Annotated in this window: 22 protein-coding genes; 16 read left to right on the top strand and 6 right to left on the bottom strand. The window is 67.4% G+C overall.

Annotated features, from left to right (window positions below; all coding sequences use genetic code 11):
* Position 1: 1 nt before the first annotated feature.
* The 4 genes from ACFVTM_RS07935 to ACFVTM_RS07920 form a co-directional block, all read right to left on the bottom strand.
* On the bottom strand, positions 2-1,207 hold the full coding sequence (locus ACFVTM_RS07935) for a pseudouridine synthase (protein WP_390202872.1): 1,206 nt from the start codon (positions 1,205-1,207) through the stop codon (positions 2-4).
* A gap of 118 nt (positions 1,208-1,325) precedes the next feature.
* Positions 1,326-1,919, bottom strand: coding sequence for an SMC-Scp complex subunit ScpB (locus tag ACFVTM_RS07930; RefSeq protein ID WP_390203217.1), 594 nt, complete (start codon positions 1,917-1,919; stop codon positions 1,326-1,328).
* A 125-nt stretch (positions 1,920-2,044) separates the two neighbouring features.
* On the bottom strand, positions 2,045-2,860 hold the full coding sequence (locus tag ACFVTM_RS07925) for a segregation and condensation protein A (RefSeq protein ID WP_390203216.1): 816 nt from the start codon (positions 2,858-2,860) through the stop codon (positions 2,045-2,047).
* A gap of 107 nt (positions 2,861-2,967) precedes the next feature.
* Entirely contained in the window at positions 2,968-3,867 is a 900-nt protein-coding gene (locus tag ACFVTM_RS07920; protein WP_390202871.1) for a ParA family protein, read from the bottom strand.
* A gap of 316 nt (positions 3,868-4,183) precedes the next feature.
* Here ACFVTM_RS07920 and ACFVTM_RS07915 point away from each other — a divergent pair, with 316 nt between their 5' ends.
* The 11 genes from ACFVTM_RS07915 to ACFVTM_RS07865 are packed head-to-tail and all read left to right on the top strand — an operon-like array spanning position 4,184 to position 13,278.
* Positions 4,184-4,513 (top strand): hydrogenase maturation nickel metallochaperone HypA, encoded by a 330-nt coding sequence (locus tag ACFVTM_RS07915; protein ID WP_390202870.1) that lies wholly within the window; start codon positions 4,184-4,186, stop codon positions 4,511-4,513.
* Between the two features lie 2 nt (positions 4,514-4,515).
* Positions 4,516-5,448 carry a hydrogenase nickel incorporation protein HypB gene (gene hypB, locus ACFVTM_RS07910; protein ID WP_390202868.1) on the top strand — a complete coding sequence of 311 codons (933 nt, stop codon included), beginning with the start codon at positions 4,516-4,518 and terminating at the stop codon, positions 5,446-5,448.
* A 56-nt stretch (positions 5,449-5,504) separates the two neighbouring features.
* On the top strand, positions 5,505-6,563 hold the full coding sequence (locus ACFVTM_RS07905) for a hydrogenase expression protein HypE (protein ID WP_390202867.1): 1,059 nt from the start codon (positions 5,505-5,507) through the stop codon (positions 6,561-6,563).
* Between the two features lie 25 nt (positions 6,564-6,588).
* The gene (locus ACFVTM_RS07900; protein WP_390202866.1) at positions 6,589-8,382 is read left to right on the top strand and encodes a nickel-dependent hydrogenase large subunit; all 1,794 of its coding nucleotides are present in this window, start codon (positions 6,589-6,591) and stop codon (positions 8,380-8,382) included.
* Positions 8,383-8,388: 6 nt separating this feature from the next.
* A complete protein-coding gene (locus tag ACFVTM_RS07895) occupies positions 8,389-9,378 on the top strand; it encodes a NifU family protein (protein WP_390202865.1) in 990 nt (329 codons plus the stop codon).
* Positions 9,379-9,388: 10 nt separating this feature from the next.
* Positions 9,389-10,090 carry a DUF5947 family protein gene (locus tag ACFVTM_RS07890; protein WP_390202864.1) on the top strand — a complete coding sequence of 234 codons (702 nt, stop codon included), beginning with the start codon at positions 9,389-9,391 and terminating at the stop codon, positions 10,088-10,090.
* A complete protein-coding gene (locus ACFVTM_RS07885; RefSeq protein WP_390202863.1) occupies positions 10,083-10,724 on the top strand; it encodes a DUF6084 family protein in 642 nt (213 codons plus the stop codon). The genes ACFVTM_RS07890 and ACFVTM_RS07885 overlap by 8 nt, the downstream gene beginning before the upstream one ends.
* Positions 10,721-12,250: a hypothetical protein gene (locus ACFVTM_RS07880; RefSeq protein ID WP_390202862.1), complete on the top strand. Its 1,530-nt coding sequence runs from the start codon at positions 10,721-10,723 to the stop codon at positions 12,248-12,250. Before ACFVTM_RS07885 ends, ACFVTM_RS07880 begins: the two co-directional genes overlap by 4 nt.
* Complete coding sequence (locus ACFVTM_RS07875) at positions 12,247-12,366, top strand: DUF6893 family small protein (RefSeq protein ID WP_390202861.1); 120 nt, start codon at positions 12,247-12,249, stop codon at positions 12,364-12,366. The genes ACFVTM_RS07880 and ACFVTM_RS07875 overlap by 4 nt, the downstream gene beginning before the upstream one ends.
* 8 nt (positions 12,367-12,374) lie before the next feature.
* Positions 12,375-13,007: a hydrogenase maturation protease gene (locus ACFVTM_RS07870; RefSeq protein WP_390202860.1), complete on the top strand. Its 633-nt coding sequence runs from the start codon at positions 12,375-12,377 to the stop codon at positions 13,005-13,007.
* Positions 13,008-13,020: 13 nt separating this feature from the next.
* Positions 13,021-13,278: a HypC/HybG/HupF family hydrogenase formation chaperone gene (locus ACFVTM_RS07865; RefSeq protein WP_390202859.1), complete on the top strand. Its 258-nt coding sequence runs from the start codon at positions 13,021-13,023 to the stop codon at positions 13,276-13,278.
* A gap of 44 nt (positions 13,279-13,322) precedes the next feature.
* On the opposite strand, the gene ACFVTM_RS07860 is transcribed toward ACFVTM_RS07865, so the two are convergent.
* A complete protein-coding gene (locus tag ACFVTM_RS07860) occupies positions 13,323-14,093 on the bottom strand; it encodes a DUF6390 family protein (protein WP_390203215.1) in 771 nt (256 codons plus the stop codon).
* Positions 14,094-14,300: 207 nt separating this feature from the next.
* Here ACFVTM_RS07860 and ACFVTM_RS07855 point away from each other — a divergent pair, with 207 nt between their 5' ends.
* Genes ACFVTM_RS07855 through ACFVTM_RS07845 form a run of 3 tightly spaced genes read left to right on the top strand, consistent with a single transcriptional unit; the run spans position 14,301 to position 17,263 of the window.
* On the top strand, positions 14,301-15,455 hold the full coding sequence (locus ACFVTM_RS07855) for an ABC transporter substrate-binding protein (RefSeq protein WP_390202858.1): 1,155 nt from the start codon (positions 14,301-14,303) through the stop codon (positions 15,453-15,455).
* A 58-nt stretch (positions 15,456-15,513) separates the two neighbouring features.
* Complete coding sequence (locus ACFVTM_RS07850) at positions 15,514-16,521, top strand: FecCD family ABC transporter permease (protein ID WP_390202857.1); 1,008 nt, start codon at positions 15,514-15,516, stop codon at positions 16,519-16,521.
* Positions 16,514-17,263 (top strand): ABC transporter ATP-binding protein, encoded by a 750-nt coding sequence (locus ACFVTM_RS07845; RefSeq protein ID WP_390202856.1) that lies wholly within the window; start codon positions 16,514-16,516, stop codon positions 17,261-17,263. The genes ACFVTM_RS07850 and ACFVTM_RS07845 overlap by 8 nt, the downstream gene beginning before the upstream one ends.
* Positions 17,264-17,372: 109 nt before the next feature.
* Here ACFVTM_RS07845 and ACFVTM_RS07840 read toward each other — a convergent pair whose 3' ends face one another.
* Complete coding sequence (locus ACFVTM_RS07840) at positions 17,373-18,740, bottom strand: cation:dicarboxylate symporter family transporter (RefSeq protein ID WP_390202855.1); 1,368 nt, start codon at positions 18,738-18,740, stop codon at positions 17,373-17,375.
* Positions 18,741-18,880: 140 nt separating this feature from the next.
* Between ACFVTM_RS07840 and ACFVTM_RS07835 the strand changes: the two genes are divergently transcribed.
* Both ACFVTM_RS07835 and ACFVTM_RS07830 read left to right on the top strand, forming a co-directional pair.
* A complete protein-coding gene (locus tag ACFVTM_RS07835; protein WP_390202854.1) occupies positions 18,881-20,587 on the top strand; it encodes an ATP-binding protein in 1,707 nt (568 codons plus the stop codon).
* Positions 20,584-21,303, top strand: a complete 720-nt coding sequence (locus ACFVTM_RS07830; protein WP_390202853.1) for a response regulator — start codon at positions 20,584-20,586, stop codon at positions 21,301-21,303. Before ACFVTM_RS07835 ends, ACFVTM_RS07830 begins: the two co-directional genes overlap by 4 nt.
* Positions 21,304-21,461: the final 158 nt, after the last annotated feature.

The following is a 21,461-nucleotide window of genomic DNA, read 5'->3' as shown; positions in this document are numbered from 1 at the left end:
CTTACAGCCCCACGGATGCCAGCAGGTGGCCGACTTCCTGCTTACCCAGGTTGCGGATGCTGCCCTGGCGCTGGTCGCCCAACCCGATGGGGCCAACCTTGACCCGAACCAGGCGCAGCACGGGGAAGCCGACGGCATCGAACAAGCGGCGCACGATCCGGTTCTTGCCCGAGTGCAGCACGACCTCGATCAGCACGTGTCCGGGGGTGGAGTCCACGAGCTTGAAGGAGTCCACCGAGGCGATGCCGTCCTCGAGCTCGACGCCGGCTTTCAGTTCGGCGCCCACGCCCTGCGGGAACGGCCCGCGGACCTGCACGAGGTAGGTCTTGGGCACTTCGTAGGACGGGTGCGTCAGGCGGTTGGCGAGCTCGCCGTCGTTTGTCAGGAGCAGCAGACCCTCGGTGGCGACGTCGAGCCGGCCCACGTGGAACAGGCGTTCGCCGTGGTGGTGGCGGACGAAGTCGCTGATGCACGGCCGGCCGTCCGGGTCCTCCATGGTGGAGACAACGCCCTTGGGCTTGTTGAAGACCATGTAGACCATGTTCTCGTCCAGCTGGATGCGCAGGCCGTCAACGTGGATCACGGCCGTCTTGGGGTCGACGCGGACGCCGAGCTCGGTGACCACCTGGCCGTCGACCTCGACGCGGCCTTCGGCGATCATTTCCTCGCACACGCGCCGTGAGGCGACGCCGGCGGAGGCCATGACCTTCTGGAGGCGGATGCCGTCGGCGTCGTGCAGCTCGGACTGCGGCACTTCGCGGCGCGGTCCGCGGTTGCGGCCGGGCTTGCGTACCGGTCCGAGGTTCTGGCCGAAGCGTTCGCTGCCGAACGCGCGGGGACCGGCGGACTTGGCGGCGCCGGTGCGCGGCTTGGGCTTGAGGGCGCCGGGGGTGCCGGGAGCCTTGCCGAAGCCGGGCTTGCGCGCGGCGGCCTTGCGGGCTGCTTCCTTGCCCGATGGGGCCTTGGACTTCCAGTCAGAACCCTTGCGGGCCGCCGACGGCGCGCCGTCCTGTCCCTGCAGGTCCGGATCGATGAAGGCCTCTTCGCGAGGCTTGGGGTGCTTGAAGGAGCGGTCTCCGCCGCCCTTGTATCCGGCGCCGCCGCGGCCAGAGCCGCCCTGCGCCGGGTTTTTTCCGAAGCTGTTTTGTCCGGCGCTGTTGCGTCCCGAACTGTTACGTGGTGAACCCTGGCGTCCCGCCTGTGTCATGACCCGTCCTTACGTTGTTGGCCTGCGGCCGCTGTCTCCCGACAACACCCGCCGGCCGGGCAAATTGTTCTGCCCGGTGGATACTGTTGCGCAGACGTTGTGCCTGCACCAATACTGCCTACATTCTTCCTGCGTCGTAGTATTCCTCGATCCCTTCCAGACCGGGAAGGTGGGGGGAAAGCTGCGGCAATTCAGCCACGGAGCCAATTCCCATCCGCTCAAGGAAATACGATGTCGTGCGGTACAGGATTGCTCCGGACTCGGGATCAGTTCCCGAGTCCTCGATCAGCCCCCGCTGCGTCAGCGTCCGTACGACGGAGTCAACATTGACTCCTCGAATTGCAGACACCCGCGCCCTTGATACGGGCTGGCGGTAAGCGATGACGGCGAGCGTTTCGAGCGCCGCCTGCGTCAGCCTGGCTGTTTGTCCCTCCAGCACGAATTCGCCAACAATCTCGGCAAACTCCGCGCGGGAATAGATCCGCCAGCCTCCGGCGATATTCCGCAATTCAAAACCCCGGGGGGCGGCATTGTTGCCGACTTTCTTGCCGACTATTTCGCCGGCCAGGCTGGCGACGTCCGCATCCGGGGCATTAACAGTATAGCCGTTATACTCACGCTGCAGTTCAGCGAGGAGGGACTCGACGACGTCGACCGTCAGGTTCAGTCCGGCGGCCAGCGCCGTGGCCGTGGCCGGCTCGTCGATCACCATCAGGACGGCCTCGAGGGCAGCGCGGGCGCCGCCGGGCAAGCTGGCGACGTCCGGTCCGGTGTGCTGCGCGGGGTCCTGCGCAGTGTCCTGCGCAGCGTCCTGCTGCGCGTCAGGCAATCGTTCGTTCACGGCTGGTCCTCGTATTCTTCACTCAGGTTTTCGCTGCTCCACTCCTGGGTATCAGCCGTCCAGTGCACGGTCAGGTCGCCCAGCGGCAGGAGCTGGTCGAAGCCGACGGCCCGGTCGCGGAAGAGCTCCAGCAGCGCCAGGAACCGCGCCACCACCACCAAGGTGGATTCGGCGTCGGCGATCAGCGTCCGGAACGTCAGCGGTGTGCCCAGCCGCAGCCGGTTCCCCAGCAGCTCGGCCTGTTCCTTGACGCTCACGGGCGCACCGTGCAGGTGCGCGAGGCCCACTTCCGTGGGGGCTGCTTCCTTGGGCTTGAGGGCCGCCTCGGCCAGGCCGGCGAACTGCTCCGGGGTGTGCCGCCACAGCAGTTCCGGAAGCAGGGCGGCGAAGTGTCCCTCCAAGGCAACCTGCCGGGGATACCGCCGTGCCTCGAGTTCGAGGGTCGATCCCATCATGCCGGCCACCTGCTTGAAGGCCTTGTACTGCAGGAGCCGGGCGAACAGGAGGTCCCGGGCTTCCAGCAGGGCGATGTCCTCGTCGTCCTCGACCTCGCCTGCCGGCAGCAGCCGGGCCGCCTTGAGGTCCAGGAGCGTGGCCGCGATGACCAGGAATTCGCTGGCTTCATCCAGCGCCCATTCCTCCCCCAGCTTCTGCAGGCCCCTGATGTATTTGATGAACTCGTCAGTGACCGAGGACAGCGCCACCTCGGTGATGTCCAGTTGGTGCTTTGAGATCAGGCCGAGCAGGAGGTCGAACGGGCCGGTGAAGTTCGCCAGCCGCACTTCGAATCCGGGTTTCTTCCCGGCCGGCACTAAGGGGACGTCCGGCGCCGCGGATTGTGCGGAATCAGCGGGCGTGTCGAGCTCCACGGGCACACCGGGATTTGCTGGCGGAGCGGCGGCGCCTGCCACGATCGTGGCTAGGGCGCGCCGCCGCGCGAGATCAGCTCTTTGGCCAGGCGGCGGTAGGCGTCGGCACCGACGTGGTTGCCCGCGTAGGTTGTGATGGGTTCGGCCGCCACCGTGGCGTCGGCGAACTTGATGGAGCGCTTGATGACGGTTTCGAAGACCTTGTCGCCGAAGGCCTCCACCAGGCGGGCGATCACCTCGCGGCCATGCAGGGTCCGGGCGTCGTACATCGTGGCGAGCACGCCGTCGACCTGCAGGCGCGGATTGAGGCGGTCCTGGACTTTGTCGATTGTTTCCACGAGCAGCGCCACGGCGCGCAGGGCGAAGAATTCGCAGATCAGCGGGATGATGACGCCGTGGGCAGCGGTCAGCGCGTTGACGGTGAGCAGGCCGAGGGAGGGCTGGCAGTCGATCAGGACGACGTCGTAGTCGTCCTCGACCTTTTTCAGCGCCCGGTCCAGGACCTGCTCGCGGGCCACCTCGTTGACCAGCTGCACCTCGGCGGCGGAGAGGTCGATGTTGGCCGGGAGCAGATCCACGTTTTCCACGCCGGTCTTCTGGATGGCGTCGCGGATGTCCACTTTGCGGTCCATCAGCACGTTGTACACAGTGAGGTCGAGTTCGTGCGGATTCGTGCCGAGACCCGCGGACAGGGCGCCCTGCGGATCGAAGTCGACCAGGAGCACGCGGCGGCCGTATTCGGCCAGGGCCGCGGCGAGGTTGATGGTGGACGTGGTTTTGCCCACCCCGCCCTTCTGGTTGACCATGGCGATGACCCGCGCAGGACCGTGGGAGGACAGCGGTGCGGGCTCCGGAAAGTCGCGTTGGGGCCGCCCGGTGGGGCCCATGACGGCGTCTTCCAGCTCGAGTTCGATGCCTTCCAGAGTTGCTGAACCCTGTTCGCTGCTCACGTATCTATCCACACTTTCGATGACGGTGATTGTCGTGCTTCATATTCCTGCCACCGGACTCAGAGCCCAGCGCGTTCCTCCCAAGGTTACAGCGCCCGGCAAGGTATTCGACGGACGTTGACATCGGCGGCGGGCTTTGAGCCTTGACGTTCCGGCTGAGGTCGAAGGTTGGCTCCGGGCAGGCACGGCGCCCACGAAGCCCGGCCCGGCGAAGGGAGGCTGCCGCCGCGCTGACCTGCGGCGCCGGGCACGGTGGCGGCGTATTGAAGTTTGTACCCCACAGGCCTACATTGAAACGACGAGGTGGCAACGGCTCATGCACGAACTTGCGATTACTCAAGGTCTTGTTGAGGCGGTCCTGAACCGGACCGGCGACCGCCACGTCACGGGCGTTAACCTGCGGATTGGCCCACTGAGCGGTGTCCTGCCGGACGCCGTGCGCTTTTGCTTCGAAGTCGTTTCAGCTGACACGCCGCTCGCCGGCGCAGCCCTCACCATCGATGAGTCCGAGGGCCGGGCCAGGTGCCGAAGCTGCCACGACGAATTCGTCCTTGAGGACATGTTTCTGCTCTGTCCGTGCGGCAGTGCCGATGTCGAAATCGTCAGCGGCCGGGAACTCCTGGTCACCTCCGTGGAGGTTGCGTAGACATGTGTGCGACGTGCGGATGCGGCGACGACGCCGGGACCAGGGTTTCCGACCTCGACGGAACGGTGTACCCCCTTGCCGCCCCGCACGAGCACCCGCATCCCCACGATCACGAACACCCGCATCCCCATGATCATGGCCATGAGCATCCACACGATCACGCACACGGGCACGGCTACGAGCACCCCGAGCGTCCCGGAACCCCGGACGGTTTGCACACCCACACGCCGGACGGACGGACCCGCATTTCCCTGGAGGAGAATCTTCTCGCCAAGAACGACCTCCTGGCCGCACGAAACCGGGGATGGCTGGAAGGCCGCGGCATCCGGGCCTTCAATGTCATGAGTTCCCCGGGGGCCGGCAAGACCACGCTCCTGGTCCGGACTATCCGGGAACTGGCCGGAGAGCTGGCCATCGGTGTCATCGAAGGGGACCAGGAGACCTCACTGGACGCCGACCGGATCCGGTCTACCGGACGGCCCGTGATCCAGGTCAACACCGGAGCCGGCTGCCATCTGGATGCCGGAATGCTGCAGCGGGCGCTGGACGCGCTGGACCCGATGACCGGCTCAACAGTCTTCATCGAAAACGTGGGCAACCTGGTGTGCCCGGCATTGTTCGACCTCGGCGAATCCGCCCGGGTGGTCGTGATTTCAGTTACGGAGGGCGATGATAAGCCGCAAAAATACCCCCACATGTTCCTGGCTGCCGACCTGGTGATCATCAACAAAGCAGACCTGCTCCCCTATGTGGAGTTCGACGTCGACTCCTGCGTGCGCCAGGCGCGCCAGCTCAATCCCGGCGTCGATGTCCTGACCCTGTCGGCCACCACCGGCGAGGGCATGGATGGCTGGCTGGACTGGATCCGGAAGAACACCCATCTGGCGACGGCCGCCGCCGAAAGCGCGCCGCGCTCCGGCGGGCTACGCGTTTGACCTGCTGACGCAACATTCGAGCCGCAGCCGCAGGGCCGGCTCCGAAGGAGGCAACGATGCCTACAGCTACTGCATTGAAAGCGGAAGAAACTTTGATCCATGTCCTGTGGATCAACGCCGGACTCAGCTGCGACGGTGACTCCGTGGCCCTGACAGCGGCAACCCAGCCAAGCGTCGAGGAGATTGCCCTCGGGGCACTTCCCGGGCTACCCAAGATCGCCATGCACTGGCCTCTGATCGACTTCGAATGCGGCCCGCAGCAGGGGGCCGACGACTTCCTCGAGTGGTTCCGCAAGGCCGATCGCGGCGAGCTGGAACCGTTCGTGCTGGTGGTCGAAGGGTCCATCCCAAATGAGAAGCTGCACGCGGCGGGCGGCTACTGGGCGGCGTTCGGCAACAACCTCGACACTGGACAGCCGATCACCACCAGCGAGTGGTTGGACCGGCTCGCCCCGAAGGCGACGGCGATCATCGCGGCGGGGACCTGTGCGACCTACGGCGGCATCCATGCCATGGCCGGGAACCCGACCGGGGCCATGGGCGTGCCCGACTACCTCGGGTATGACTGGCGGTCCAAGGCCGGCATCCCGATCGTGTGCGTCCCGGGATGCCCCATCCAGCCGGACAATCTGTCAGAGACCATGACGTACCTGCTGTACCAGGCCACCGGACAGGCCCCGATGATTCCCCTGGACGAGGCGCTCCGGCCAAAATGGCTCTTCGGCCAGACGGTGCACGAGGGGTGCGACCGCGCGGGGTACTACGAGCAGGGCGATTTCGCCACTGAATACGGATCCCCCAAGTGCATCGTCAAACTCGGCTGCTGGGGACCCGTCGTCAAGTGCAACGTCCCGAAGCGTGGCTGGATGAACGGGATCGGCGGCTGCCCGAATGTGGGCGGCATCTGCATCGGCTGCACAATGCCCGGATTCCCGGACAAATTCATGCCGTTCATGGACGAGCCCCCGGGCGGCAAGCTCTCGACGGCGTCGGTCATGCCCTACGCCAAGACCATCAGGACACTGCGGAACATCACCAAGCACACGCTGGACCAGGAACCACGGTGGCGCAAGCCCGGCAATGATCTGCTGACCGGCGCCAAGCGGACCTGGTAGGGACGCCAAGCAGAGAGGCAATGCAATGACTTCGACGATTCCGATGCCTTCGGCGGGCGGTTCCGCCGGTGACAACCTGGTGGAGATGGCCTGGGACCCGATCACAAGGATCGTCGGCAGCCTCGGCATTTACACCAAGGTCGATTTCAAGAACAACCAAGTGGTCGAATGCCACAGCACGTCATCGATTTTCCGCGGCTATTCGATCTTCATGCGCGGCAAGGACCCCCGGGACGCCCATTTCATCACGAGCCGGATCTGCGGGATCTGCGGCGACAACCACGCCACCTGCTCCTGCTACGCGCAGAACATGGCCTACGGGGTGAAGCCCCCGCGCCTCGGTGAATGGATCGTCAACCTGGGCGAGGCCGCGGAGTACATGTTCGACCACAACATCTTCCAGGAGAACCTGGTCGGCGTTGACTACTGCGAGAAAATGGTCTCCGAAACCAACCCGTCCGTTCTGGCCAAAGCCGAGAACACACCGGCCCCTCACGCGTCCGAGCACGGCTACCGCACCATCGCGGACATCATGCGCTCGTTGAACCCCTTCACCGGCGAGTTCTACCGCGAGGCACTGCAGGTGAGCCGGATGACCCGGGAGATGTTCTGCCTGATGGAGGGCCGGCATGTCCATCCCTCCACACTCTACCCAGGCGGCGTGGGCACCGTGGCCACAATCCAGCTGATGACGGACTACATCACCCGGCTCATGCGGTACGTGGAGTTCATGAAGAAGGTTGTGCCGATGCACGACGACCTCTTCGATTTCTTCTATGAGGCCTTGCCCGGCTACGAGCAGGTGGGGCTCCGGCGGACCCTCCTGGGCTGCTGGGGGTCCTTCCAGGATCCGGAGTTCTGCAATTTCGCCTACAAGGACATGACGGAGTGGGGCCGGAAGATGTTCGTCACCCCCGGCGTCGTGGTGGACGGCAAACTAGTGACCACGGACCTGGTCCGGATCAACCTGGGGATCCGGATCATGTTGGGCTCCTCGTATTACGAGGACTGGGGTGACCAGGAAATGTTCGTCACCCGCGATCCGCTGGGCAACCCGGTGGACCGCCGCCACCCCTGGAACCAGCACACGAACCCGCGGCCGCAGAAGCGCGACCTGGAGGACAAGTACAGCTGGGTGATGTCGCCGCGCTGGTCTGACGGCCAAAACAATCTCGCGCTGGATACCGGCGGCGGCCCGCTCGCCCGGCTCTGGTCGACCGCCCTGGCCGGACTGGTCGATACCGGCTACCTCAAGTCCACGGGCACCAGCGTCCAGATCGAGCTGCCCAAGACTGCGCTGAAGGGCCCTGTGACCCTGGAGTGGAAGATCCCGCAGTGGAGCAACACAATCGAGCGGAACCGTGCGCGGACCTACTTCCAGGCCTACGCGGCCGCCGCTGCACTGCACTTCGCCGAGAAAGCCCTCGAAGAGATCCGGGCGGGCCGGACCAAGACGTGGGAGTCCTTTGAGGTGCCGGACGAAGCCATCAGTTGCGGCTTCACCGAGGCCGTCCGCGGCGTGCTTTCCCACCACATGGTGATCCGCGACGGCAAGATCGCCAACTATCACCCCTATCCGCCGACTCCCTGGAACGCCAGCCCCCGGGACTCCGAGGGAACACCGGGACCGTACGAGGACGCGGTGCAGGGCCAGCCAATCTTCGAGGAGAACGACCGCGACCATTTCAAGGGCATCGACATCATGCGCACCGTCCGGAGCTTTGACCCCTGCCTGCCGTGCGGCGTCCACATGTACCTGGGAAACGGGCAGACGCTGGATCTGCTGCACTCCCCCACGCAGTCGCTGACCGGGGAATAGCCCGCCATGGACCGGGAGAATCTGTTGGGCTCGGCAGGTGAACGGATCAGTTCACTCCTGGATGCGCTGGGTTCCGGCGGTCCTGTGGCCCGGGACCGGGCCGAGGAACTGGTCCGGCAGGTAACGGAACTGTACGGAGCCGGACTGGAGCGAATCCTGCAGCTGCTGGACCGGCAGGGTGTGCTCAGTCCCGCAACGGTGTCGTCCCTGGCGTCCGATCCGCTGGTCTCGGGCCTGCTCCTGATCCACGGGCTGCACCCCGTGGACCTGCCCGGGAGGGTCGCCGGCGCCCTCGACTCCGTCCGGCCCTATCTCGGCTCGCACGGCGGGGATGTGGAACTGCTGGGCATCAGCGAGGAAGGCGTCGTCCGGCTGCGGCTGCTGGGCAGCTGCCAGGGCTGCCCGTCGTCGTCGGTCACGCTCAAGCTCGCCGTCGAGGACGCGATTGAAACCGCGGCGCCCGAGGTGACCGCCATCGAAGTGGAGGAGGCCTCCCCCGCCGCCGTTCCTGCCCTCATCCCGGTTGGCGCCCTGCGCTCGCGGCTGGACGGGCTGGGCGGCCACGACGGCGGCTCCTCCGACGGCGGCTCCTCCGACGGCGGCGCACCGGACTGGGTGGCGCATGAAGGCGCCTCGCCGGCCTCCGGCACGTGGCAGGCGGTTCCGGCCCTGGCCGATTTGGAGTCCGGCGGTGTTGCCGGCTTCCTGGTGGCGGGCGTGGAGGTGCTCACGTGCCGGATCGGCCCGGACGTCTACGCGTTCGTCGACCGCTGTCCCCGCTGCACGCACTCCATGCCGGGCGCCACCTTGCAGCGGGCGCTGGCGGCGCCGGCTGGCGGCGGGCTGTTGCGATGCCCGCACTGCCGCAGCCACTACGACGTCCGGAAGGCCGGGGCCTGCCTCGAGGACAAGGCCCTGCATCTGGATCCCCTGCCGCTGCTGCTCCGCGACGGGATTCCTTCCGTGGCGGTTCCCACCACCGCGGACCCGCTGTGAGGCGGTGCCAATGAACAACAGCGCCGGGATCAACAGCGCGTCAGCGCTGTCCGTGCTCCGCCGGATAGCCTCCACCCGCCCGTCCCAGCCGGCCGGCGAGCGCTGCGAGATGTGTGCGGAGCCCATTGCGGAGGCCCACCAGCACGTGGTGGACCTGGAGAGCCGGTCGCTGCTGTGCACCTGCCGGCCCTGCTACCTGCTGTTCACGGACTCATCGGCCCACCTGCGCTACCGCTCCGTCCCAGACCGCTACCTCTCCTTCGAGCCTTTCGAACTCGGACAGGCGCAATGGGACGAGTTGGAAATCCCGGTGGGGCTGGCATTCTTCTTCTTCAACTCGGCCCTCGGGCGGACCGCCGCTTTCTATCCGAGTCCGGCTGGCGCCACGGAATCGGAACTCCCCCTGGACGCCTGGGCATCGGTCGAGGCAGCCAATCCGGCCATCAGCGTCCTCGCCCCGGACACGGAGGCCCTGCTCATCCGCTCCCCCGGTCCCGACCGGGACCGGGCGGACTGCCATCTGGTCCCCATCGATGCGTGCTACGAACTGGTGGGCCGCCTGCGGCGCGTGTGGAAAGGCTTCGACGGCGGCCAGGAGTCCCGCCAGGAACTCGCCGGTTTCTTCGACCGGATCAGCAGCCGCAGCAGGCCTGCCCCCGCCGCCGCCCCTGCCCCCGCCGCCGCGGCAGAGACTGAGGGCCGCCATGGTTGACCTCGACTTCAGCGTGCTGGACGTCGCGCCGGAGCTCTATGCGGCCGCACCCCAGCTGACAGCGCGGCTGCGGATCCAGGAGGGAAGCGGCGCCGCCATCCATGCCATGGCGCTGCGCTGCCAGGTGCGGATCCTGGCCCAGCGCCGCGGTTACGACGCCGGGGAGGAAGCCGGCCTGCTGGAACTCTTCGGCAGCCGCGGGCGGTGGCCCACCACGCTCAAGCCCTTCATGTGGATGCACAGCAGCGTCCTGGTCCAGGGGTTTGCCGACACGGTGGACGTTGACCTGCCGTTGCCGTGCACCTTCGATTTCGAGGTCTCCGCGGCGAAGTACCTGAACTCCCTGCGGGACGGGAGCATTCCGTTGGAGTTCCTGTTCTCCGGGACGGTGTTCACGCGCGGCGCCGCGGGCTTCGGCGTCGAGCAGATTCCCTGGGACCGGGAATCGCACTACGCCCTGCCCGTGGCGGTCTGGCGCTCATTGATGGACGCCTTCTTCCCGAACCAGGGATGGATCCGCCTGGACCGCGACGTCCTGGCGGCCCTGGCCAGGTACAAGGCGGCCCGCGGCCTCACTTCCTGGGAGACGGCAATCGAGGGCCTGCTGGCCGGGGCGGGTGACCCGGTACCGTGAACACCGGCCTCAGCCTGGCACGCGCCGTCGCCGATGCCGTCCTCTACGAGGGGTACCTTCTGTACCCGTACCGCGCCTCGTCCGCCAAGAACCAGGCCCGCTGGCAGTTCGGCGTGCTCGGGCCGCCAGGCGCGGCAGCATCGGGCGCCGGCGAGGAACCGGACATGGCGGCGGACTGCCTCTTCGAGCCCGGACCAGCAGCCACGGTTGAGGTCCATCTGCGCTTCCTGCACCTCCAGACAAGATCCGCCGAGCGGGCGGATGACGGCCGCTTCACCCCTGTCGAGGAACTGACCGCCGGCCCGGCCCGCTGGCTCAGCTGGGACGAGGCAACCGAACAGGAAATCACGCTCGGGCCGTTCAGCCTCGGCGAACTTGCCGCGGGCGTGGCCGCGCCCATCAACGTGCCCGCCAACGAGGACATCGAAACCGTGCTGGATCCGGCGAGCGCCACGGCCGGCGCCACGGCCGGCCGGCTCGTGCGCCGGCGCCGGGAGCTCCGCGGCGAGCTGCGGCTGCAGGCCACCCAAGTAGCGGCGCAGGGGGCGGCACAGGGGGCGGAAGCCGATGCCGGCGGTGCGGACGTGCCAGCCAATGGTCCGCTCTGGCGGCTCAGGGTCGCGGTGGAGAACTCCGCGGCCGCGACCACTGACAAGCGTGCCGCCATCGAGGCCTCGTTCATCGGAGCCCATGTCCTGCTCGCTGTCCGCGACGCCGACTTCCTGTCGGTGATCGATCCGCCCGAGTGGGCATCCGCGGCCGCGGCTTCGTGCCACCAGCACCGCTGCTGGCCCGTGCTGGCCGGCCCCGAGGGGCAGCGCGATGTCCTGCTCCTGTCCCCGATCATCCTGTACGACCATCCCGCCGTGGCTCCGGAGAGCACCGTGGAACTGTTCGATGCCACCGAGATCGATGAAATCCTGACCCTGCGGGTGCTCACGCTGACCGATGAGGAAAAGGCCGAGGCCCGGTCCACCGATGCCCGGGCGGCGGCGATCATCGAACGCTGCGAAAACATGACCGCAGAGGAGCTCCAGCAGTTGCACGGCATCCTGCGGAACCCGCGTGCAGGATTGCCGCCTGGATCCGGGGCCTCCGGATACGGCGACTTCGCTGAATTTTCTGTCCCCGAATATTCCGTCCCGGGCGACGGCGCCGATGCGGAACCCGCCGCGGAAACGGGCGCGGGTACGCCCTGGTGGGATCCGGGCCGGGACGCCGCCGTGGATCCGGAATCCGACACCGTCTTCATCGACGGCATCCCGGTCTCACGCGGTAGCCGGGTCCGCGTTGTTCCGATGCGCCGCGCCGACGCCCAGGACCTCTTCTTCGCCGGGAAAGCCGGGCGGGTCACGGGAGTCCATTTCGACGTCGACGGCGGAACGCACGTCGCGGTGGTCCTCGAGGCCGACCCGGCGTCCGACCTGCAGGAATGGTACGGCCGGTATCTGTATTTCGCCCCCGAGGAACTCGTGCCGCTCGCCGCGGCACCGGCCCCGGATAACGGAAAGGAACCATCACCATGAAGAGTCTGGGCATTACGACTTTCGTGCTCCTGCTGGCCGTGGGCCTGGCCGCAGCCGTCGTCGGACTGCGTTCAATTCCGGACATCAAGCGTTACGTGCAAATGCGCAGGATGTGAGGCACGGCGTGAGCCGGGTTCTCGTGGCGGGCGTGGGGAACGTGTTCCTCCGCGACGACGGGTTTGGGCCAGCTGTCGCCCACCGCCTGGCGGAGGAGGTTTCCGGCCTGCCCGGCTGGACCCCGGAAGAAGTGCAGGTAGAGGACTACGGGGTCCGCGGGCTGCACCTCGCCTACGATCTCCTGGACGGAGTGGATGCGCTGGTGCTCGTGGATGTTCTGCCGGCACCGGCGGACGGGAGCCTGGACGCCGGGACCCTCCGGATCCTGAAGATCCGGGCCGAGGACCTGGACAGCGGCGGCCCGGTGACGCCGGCCGGCCTGCCGGTCAACCCGGCGTTCGATCCGCATGGCATGGATCCGCTGGCTGTCCTGCGCCGTCTCCGCATCCTGGGCGGATCGCTGCCGGAGACCTACCTGGTGGGGTGCATCGCCGGGCGAACGGACGACGGCATGGAACTGTCCGAGGACGTGTCCCGCGCTGTCCCGGCAGCCGTGGAGGCAGTCCGCACCCTGGTCACGTCCCGCCTGGCGTCCCGCGGCACAGACACGGGAAGCACAGCGGCCGGAAACACAGAGACGGGAAACACAGAGACGGGAAACACAGAGACGGCGAGCGCGGGTTCGGATGGAGCAGGCTGAGGAGGAAGCGCGGATGTGCTTGGGAATACCGGGCCGGATCATCGAAGTGATCGACGGCTATAACGGGCAGCTGGCCCTGGTGGACGTGGCCGGCGTGCAGCGCAAGATCAACATCGGGCTTCTCGACGACGGCCCCCTGGAGAGCGGCACATGGGTGCTGATCCACATGGGCTTCGCCCTGGAGCGCGTGGACGAGGATGGCGCCGACCGTGCAATGACGGGACTTGAGCTCCTGGGACGCGGCCCGGACCCCACGGATACCGTCCCCTAGGCCCTGCCCCGGACCGGCTGCCCCGGCCTGCAGGCCAGGGCCCGCTATTCGAGCGCAATTGCGGCGCCGCGGTGCTCCACGCCGGAGTTGGCGATCTTGAGGTGGCGCGCAAAGTAGTGCTGGAGCCTGTGCAGCTGCCCGGGCGTCAAGCGGTCGCACACCCAGTCCCAGTGGAGGGACACCATGTCTCCGGCGGCGAGGTCGGCGATGAACCCGGTCCCGGCCACGGCGTACTTGGCTGTCTCGATCACCGGTTCGCCGAGTGACAGCGCTATCCCGTCCCAGGCCAGGGGCCGCGAGCGCACGAGGGCATTGTCCCCTTCGACGGCCACCACTTCGCCCCATCGGATCCGGCACTGGTCAAGGACGTTCAGTGCGGTGGATGAGCGGCGGTCATCGCGCAGGAGTCCCAGCCACGGATAGATTTCCAGCACATGGAAGCTGTGGTGCGGTACGCCGCCGGCAATGACCCCTTCCATCAGGTGCGGAAACTGATGGCCCGTCCGGGCGCGGAACCGGTCCTCCATGGAATTGCCGATGCTGCGCACCCCCACGGAATCCAGCAGCGCATTTCCCACCCAGTACGCCTCGACCACGCCGTAGTCGAGCGGATCCGGGTTGCCCGTGGCGCCGGCGATCAGCTCCAGGTACGGCCAGGCGCCGGCGAACCCTTTGGCAAGTTCCCGGAGGCCCGCATCGGTCACCCCGGACTGGCCGTACTGCAACAGCGCATCGCTGTCAGGCGGCCCGCAACTGCCCCGCGAATTCGGCGGATATGCGTACCGGACAAACAGTTGTGCCCCGTTGACTTGCATCCCGTTGACTTGCATCCCGTGGCCTCGTTTCACAGGGGATAAATGCGAGGCTAGCACCGCCGCCCGTCGGCAAACAATGCCCCGTGGCCGGCATTGACACCCCTGTGCATTCGGCGGATGCTGTGAGGAAATGCCGTACCGGGACAATGCTGTTGCCGGCGCGGAGCGGACGGCCGTTGCATGCGGTCCTTCCCGGGAGGTAGGCCGATGAGCAGCCCCGAAGCCAACCGACGATCAGTACTGGCAGCGGCCCTCTACGGCGGAGGGGCGCTGTTTCTTGCTTCCTGCGCCCAGGGCAGCACGACGCCGCAGTCAACCCCGCAGCCAGGAACGTCGGGAACCGCCTCGGGCCCCGTCCAGGTCACGGACCAGCGCGGGACTGTCCTGAGTTTCGACCGCCCGGTCACCCGCGTGGTGACCATTCCCATGCCGACCGCGTCCCTGCTCGCCGCTGTCGACCAGGGCACCAGCCATCTCGCCGGGATGCACAACGCCTCCTGGGTCGCCATGCGCGACGGTGTCATGGGCACCATGTACCCGGACGCCCTGAACATCCCGCACGACATCGCCACCACCGACTTCACGCCCAATGTCGAAAGCATCAGGGCGCTGAACCCCGACGTCGTCGTCCAGTGGAGCGATGCGCACCTGACAGCTCCGCTGGAACAAGCCGGAATGAAAGTCCTGGGCATCACGAACACCGGCACGCAGGAGGATGTTGATACCTGGACCTCGCTCTTCGCGACACTGCTGGGGAGGCCGGACCGGGCTGTGCAGATCAAGGCCCGCAGCGACGAGAAACTGAAATCCATCCAGGCCGAGGCCGCCGCCCGAGGCACCGGCGGCCCGGGCATCATCTACTTCAACAGGTTCAGCGGCGGGCTCAAGGTCGCCGGGAACGGCAGCTACAACGACTTCTACATCAAGCTCGTCGGCGGCCACAATCCGGCCACCGGCCCGCAGGGCCTCCAGGGCAAGGGCATGGTGGGGGTGGACGTCGAACAGGTCCTGGCCTGGGATCCGGAGGTCATCCTGCTCGGGAATTTCGACGAGGCGATGCCCGCGGACCTCTACGGCAACCCGGTGTGGCAGAGCGTGTCCGCCGTGCGTTCCCACCGGGTTTACAAGGTCCCGCTGGGCGGATACCGCTGGGATCCTCCCGGCCAGGAGTCGCAGCTGATGTGGCGCTGGCTCAGCGATATCAGTTTCCCGTCCGGGGACCGGTCCGCGCTGAGGGACGAGACCACCGACTGCTTCGATTTCCTGTACCGCTACCGGCTGTCAGCCCCGGAAATGGACAAGATCCTGTGGACCGAAGCCAACGGCGCCTCGGCCAACTACCGGCAGTTCGATGCTTCGTGAGGCCCAGCCACTGACCACGGGATACCCTGGCGGCCGCCGGGGGCCGGGGCTGCGCCAGGTGCTCGGACCCTGCCTGCTCGCGTTGGCCGTCCTCGCGGCCGTGTCGGCGCTTGCACTCGCCAGCGGCCGCTACAACGTGCCCCTCGCCCATGTCGCTCAAATCCTGGCCTCCCGGATCGTGCCCTTCGGTTCGGGCATTCCCGCGGCCGAAGAAAACGTGGTGCTGCTGGTCCGGTTGCCCAGGGTCCTGCTGGCCATGCTGGTCGGTGGCGGCCTCGCGATCGGCGGGGCAGCGCTGCAGGCTGTGTTCCGCAATCCCCTCGTCAGTCCGGAGGTCATCGGCGTGTCATCGGGTGCTTCGTTCGGTGGTGCCCTGGCCCTGCTGCTGGGCCTGGGTCCGGTGGCGCTCATCGGCGGATCGTTCGGCTTCGGGCTGCTGGCACTGGCCATCGTCTTCCTCATCACCTCCGGCCGGGGCGGCGCCCACATCCTCATGGTGGTACTCGGCGGAATCGTCACGGCCTCGTTCTTTTCCGCCTTGGTGGCCCTTGTGACGTATCTGGCGGACCCGTTCACCACCCTGCCGGCAATCGTCTTCTGGCTGCTGGGAAGTGTCTCCACCGCAACCTGGGCAAAGGTGGTCGTGGCCCTCATTCCGATTGCCGCCGGCTGCGTCGTCCTGCTGGCGCTGCGGTGGCGGGTCAACGTGCTCTCCCTCGGCGACGACGACGCCGCCGCCCTGGGGCTCCGGCCGCGGCCCCTGCGCTGGACGATCCTCGCCGCGGTGGCCCTCATGGTGGCCGGGGCCGTGGCCGTCAGCGGCGTCATCAGTTGGGTGGGTCTGGTCATTCCGCACCTCACCCGGATGTGGGTGGGCCCGGACCACCGTGTCCTGCTGCCGGTCTCCTTCCTGCTCGGCGGGGCCTACCTGATCGCCATCGACACCATTGCGCGGACCGCCACCGCCGGGGAAATCCCGCTGGGAGTCCTCACCGCCCTGATCGGGGCACCGGTCTTCTTCGTGCTGTTGCGCCGAAACCGGGAGAGGATCTGGGACGGTGCTTGAGCTGCGCGGGGCCGGGTTTGGCTATACACCGCAGACCTGGGTGTTCAAGGACCTCAGCTTCTCGGTGCCCCCGGGCACTGTGACTGCGGTCCTGGGACCGAACGGCAGCGGCAAGACGACACTGGTGCGCTGCGCGGCCGGGCTGCTGGCCGTCCGGGAGGGTGCGGTGGAAAGGTCTGAGACCGCCGGCTATGTTCCCCAGGCGCGCAGCAGCACGTTTGGCTATCGGGCCCTGGACATGGTGGTCATGGGCAGGGCCCGCCACATCGGCGTCTTCCGCTCCCCCGGCACCCGGGACCGGGCCGCCGCCCTGCAAGCCATGGACCGGGTGGGGATCGCCGCCCTGGCCGACCGGCTCTTTCCGACCCTGAGCGGAGGCGAGCAGCAACTCGTCCTCATCGCACGGGCCGTCGCAGGCGGTTCGCGGCTCCTTGTCCTGGATGAGCCGTCCACCGGCCTGGACCTGAAGAACCAGGTCCGGGTCCTGCAGCTCCTGAGGGAACTCATGCGGACCGGAATGTCATTGCTGGTAAGCACCCATCACCCGGACCATGCGCTGTTCCTCGCAGACTCGGTGGTCCTCATGGGACCAGAGGGTGTGGTGACTGGTCCGGCCGGGCCGCTCCTCGCCGACGCGCAGCTCTCCGCACTGTACGGCGTACGCGTCAGCACGCTGGACTACGACGACGCCGGGACGCCGCGCCGGACGGTGGTCACCCGGTTCGGGACCGAGACGGGCTGACCCGGACGCCGGCGCCCGCACGCCGAAGCGCCCGGCAGCTTGGCTGCCGGGCGCTTTGCGCGTCATCGGACGTTGTGGTGTCCGGTCAGGCCGGATTCAGGGCTGGAGTTCAGGCGTTCGCCAGGACCGGCTGCGCCGGCTGTTCGGGCTTTTCGGCGGCGTCCTGCACACCGGTGTGGCCGGCGAGCATGGTCTCTTCGTCGAACGGCTCGGACCCGGCGAGGACACGGTCCACGCGGCCGCCGTCGATCTCCTTGACCCAGGTGCCGATCAGCACCGTGGCCACGGCGTTGCCGGTGAAGTTGGTCAGGGCGCGGGCCTCGGACATGAACCGGTCGATGCCGACGATCATGCCCACGCCGCCGAGCAACTGGGGCGCATGCGCCTGGAGTCCGGCGGCCAGCGTGGCCAGGCCGGCACCGGTGACGCCGGCGGCACCCTTGGAGGCGATGATCATGAAGACCAGCAGGGAAATCTGGGCGCCCAGGTCCAGGGGCGTGCCCATGGCGTTGGCGACGAACAGGGCGGCCATGGTCAGGTAGATGGCGGTGCCGTCCAGGTTGAAGGAGTAGCCGGTGGGGACCGTGACGCCGACGACCGGCTTGGACACACCGAGGTGTTCCATCTTCGCGATCAGGCGGGGCAGTGCGGCCTCGGAGGAAGAGGTGGAGAAGATCAGCAGGTATTCGCGGCCCAGGTACTTCATGAGCTTGAAGATGCTGACGCCGGCCACCACCTTGAGCAGGCCGCCGAGGATCACGACGATGAACAGGGCGCAGGTGACGTAGAAGGCGGCCATCAGCGTGAACATGCTGAAGATGGCCTGGACACCGGTGGCACCGACGACGGCGGCGATCGCGCCGAACGCGCCGACCGGGGCGAGCCACATGATCATGATGAGGATGCGGAACACCAGGGCCTGTCCGTAGCCTACTGCCTTGAGGATCGGGGCGCCCTGCGGGCCCATCTTCTGGAGCGCGAAGCCGACCAGGATCGCGGCGAGGAGGGTCGGCAACACGGGAATGTCGCCCGGGATGATGCCTAGCAGGAAGTCAACGGTGCTGTCGACGGCCGCCTTCTTGTTCGGATCGTACGGGGCGAGGTTGAGGCCCTCGCCCGGGTGGATCAGGTTGCCCACCGCGAGGCCGATCGCCAGCGCGAAGGTGGACATGACCACGAAGTAGCCGAGCGCCAGGCCGCCGACCTTGCCGACCGTGGCGGCCTTGGCGATGGAGCCGATGCCCAGCACGATCGTGCAGAAGATCACGGGCGCGATCATCATCTTGATGAGCTTGATGAAGCCGTCGCCCAGCGGCTTGAGGGATTTGCCGACCTCGGGGAAGAGCAGACCAACAACGGCGCCTGCAACCACGGCGACGATGACTGCAATGTAGAGGTAGTGGGACTTATCCAGTCCCTTGCGCTTCTTGGCCGGGGTTGCGGCCAGTGCTGCTGACTCTCCTCGTTGAGAGGCCATGGTGTTTCTCCTTGGATAGGCTGGACTTCCGTGAGCTTCACGCTGTGGTCAGCTCGCGTCCGTTCTTGCGTGTACCCCCATCATTGATGACAAGGTGACGCGCATCACCCTTGCGTTCATATTGGTCATGGAAGGTGTTGATGATCCACCGCTGGAGCATCGCCCGCAGGCTGTTTGTGTCCCATCTGCTGTTCATGGTGGCCCTGACGGCCATCGTCGGCACGGCCACTTTCGTCGATGCACGCGATCACGCTTACGATGAGGCCGGCCGCCGGATGGCCGGCATTGCCACCACCGTGGCCGACGCACCGTTTGTCCTGGAGGCTGCGGGCACCGCCAACCCCACGGCCGTACTCCAGCCGTATGCCCTGAAGATCATGAAGGATGCCGACGCGGATTTCGTCACCATCATGGCCCCGGACCGCACGCGGTGGACCCATCCGCGGGATGAGGAGCTGGGCAAGCCGTATATCGGTTCGATCGATGCCGCCCTCAACGGCCAGGTGTTCACGGAGGTCATGGCCGGCACCCTCGGCCCGTCGGTGCGCACCATCGCCCCCGTCAAGGATGCCGACGGCAAGGTTCGGGCGCTCGTGGCCGCGGGCGTGACGGTCCGGACAGTGGACATCGCGCTCTCCGGCAGGCTGCCGGCGCTGCTGGCCATCGCCCTGGCACTGCTGGCCGGCGGCGCCGCGGCGTCCTGGCTGCTCGGGCGCTACCTGCGCCGCGTGACGCGCGGCTGGGGCCCGGAGCAGCTGGGCCAGCTCTTCGCCTACTACGAATCGGTGCTGCATTCCGTGCGTGAAGGCGTGATCCTCATCGATCCCAAAGGCAACGTGGTGATGTACAACGATCAGGCCGCCGACCTGCTCGGGCTGACGAAACAGACCTCCGACGGCGTACGAGCCGGAGGCGCTGCTGATGGCTCTGCTGGAGGCGGCCGCCATGTGGCACCCTCCCTCGCCGACCTTCCGCTGGCACCCAGCCTCAAGGAGCTCTTCGAATCGGGGCGGACGGCGTTGGATGAGATCCACCTGACCGGCTCCCGGATCCTCGTCGTCAACCAGGGCCCCGCGGTGGGACCGGCGTCGGACGGAGCCCGCCACCGGGGAACGGACACCGGCGCTGCCGTCTATGGAACAGTGGCCACCATCCGGGACCGCACCGAAATCGAGTCCCTGGGCAGCGAACTCGAAACCATGCGCACGCTCTCGGACGCCCTTCGCGCCCAGACACACGAGCACGCCAACCGGCTGCACACCATCGTCTCGCTGATGGAACTGGGCCGGGCCCCCGAGGCGCTGGACTTCGCCACCAAGGACCTGGAACTCAGCCAGCGGCTGACGGATGACATTGTGAGCTCCATCGAGGAACCAGTGCTTGGCGCCCTGATCATGGGCAAGGCAGCCGAGGCGCATGAGCGCGGTGTCGAACTGATCCTCAGCGCCGGCGGCTCCACGGCCGTGACCGGGCTGGCCGTGCAGGACCTCGTGGCCATCCTGGGCAACCTGCTGGACAACGCCATCGACGCCGCAGCCGAATCTCCGGCGCCGCGGCTGGTGGAGCTGAGCGTGGAGACCACCGGCTCCGCCGTGGAGATCACGGTGGAAGACAGCGGCCCCGGGATCGACCCCGCGGCCGTGGAGGATGTCTTCCGGCACGGCTTCAGCACCAAGACCCCGGGACCCTTCGGACGGGGCCTTGGGCTGGCCCTGGTCCGCCAGGCCGTGCAGCGACTGGGCGGTACCATGACAATCACCAGCCCGGCCGGGGCGTTGTTCCGCGTCACCCTGCCGGTCACATCACTGCCGGTCACAACACCGGTCACAAAAGAGGAACAGCCATGAGCGACATCCGGGTGCTCGTCGTCGAAGACGAGCCCATTGCCGCCGCGGCGCACGCTGCCTACATCGAAAGGCTGGACGGTTTCACCCTGGCGGGCTCCGCCCCGGACGGGCAGTCCGCCCTGCGCCTGCTCACGGACTTCGCGGCGGCAGGCAACCCGGTGGAACTGGTGCTGCTGGACATGAACCTGCCGGACCTGCACGGGCTGGACATCGCACGCCGGATGCGGGCGGCCGGGCTGTTCGCGGACATCATAGCCATCACCGCCGTGCGCGAACTGAATATCGTCCGCAGCGCGGTGGCCACCGGCGTCGTCCAATACCTGATCAAGCCGTTCACCTACGCAACGTTCGCGGACAAACTCGCCAGCTACCGGCTGTTCCGCGAACAGCTGGCATCGCCCCTGACCGGCACCGCGGGGGCCCGGGCGTCCCAAAGCGATGTGGACCAGGCCTTCGCCAGCCTGCGCGCCCCGTCCGAAGTGTCGCTGCCCAAGGGCCTGGCCCCCTCCACGCTCGAATCGGTCCAGGACTACATCAAGCAGCAGGACGGGGCCGTGTCAGCCAGTGAAGTCATGGAGGCCCTCGGCATGTCCCGGGTCACCGCCCGGCGCTACCTCGAATACCTCGCCGACGCCGGAACAGTCTCCCGCGCCGCACGCTACGGCGCCCCCGGCCGGCCGGAGAACGAATACCGCTGGACCCGGCCGCGGCCCTAAACTGCGCCGGCTGCGGGGCCGGGCTCCCCGTCTGGCGTCACGCAGCGCAGAGTTTCGGCGTGGCTATTTCGGCACGACGGCGGATTCCCGTCGTCGTGGATCCCGGAGGAGCCCAAAAGCCTGCCCTGCGTGACGCGGGACTGGGGCCGCGGGCCTTG

Source organism: Arthrobacter sp. NPDC058130, from assembly GCF_042884475.1.
In the GTDB taxonomy this organism is placed as follows: domain Bacteria; phylum Actinomycetota; class Actinomycetes; order Actinomycetales; family Micrococcaceae; genus Arthrobacter.
Note: the sequence above shows the minus strand (reverse complement) of the source record. Positions and strands in the feature narration are given on the sequence as shown.